The 617-nt window shown below is 65.5% G+C and carries 1 protein-coding gene; it reads right to left on the reverse strand.

Annotated features, from left to right (window positions below; translation table 11 throughout):
• Positions 1–617: aconitase family protein (locus ABD908_RS27495; RefSeq protein WP_345002103.1), on the reverse strand; the 617-nt coding region annotated here is incomplete at both ends.

The following is a 617-nucleotide window of genomic DNA, read 5'->3' on the forward strand; positions in this document are numbered from 1 at the left end:
GACCCGAACTCCGGGCTCATGTTGCCCAACGTCGCACGGTTGGCCAGCGGCACCTCGGCGACACCCTCACCGTAGAACTCGACGAACTTGCCGACCACCCCGTGCCGACGCAGCATGTCCGTCACCGTCAACACCACATCGGTGGCCGTCACACCCGGCTTGATCTCCCCGGTCAGCTTGAACCCCACCACCCGCGGGATCAGCATCGACACCGGCTGCCCCAGCATCGCGGCCTCCGCCTCGATACCACCGACACCCCAGCCCAGCACACCCAGGCCGTTCTCCATCGTGGTGTGCGAGTCGGTGCCCACACAGGTGTCCGGGTAGGCCTGACCGTTCCGGACCATCACCACCCGCGCCAGGTACTCGATGTTCACCTGATGCACGATGCCGGTGCCCGGGGGCACCACCTTGAAGTCGTCGAACGCGCCCTGACCCCACCGCAGGAACTGATACCGCTCGCCGTTGCGCTGATACTCCAGCTCCACATTGCGGGCGAACGCATCCGAGGTACCGAACACGTCCAGGATCACCGAGTGATCGATCACCATCTCCGCCGGCGACAACGGATTCACCTTGTTCGGATCACCGCCGAGAGCCGTCACCGCCTCCCGCAT

The organism is Tsukamurella soli, assembly GCF_039541155.1.
Taxonomy (GTDB): Bacteria; Actinomycetota; Actinomycetes; order Mycobacteriales; family Mycobacteriaceae; genus Tsukamurella; species Tsukamurella soli.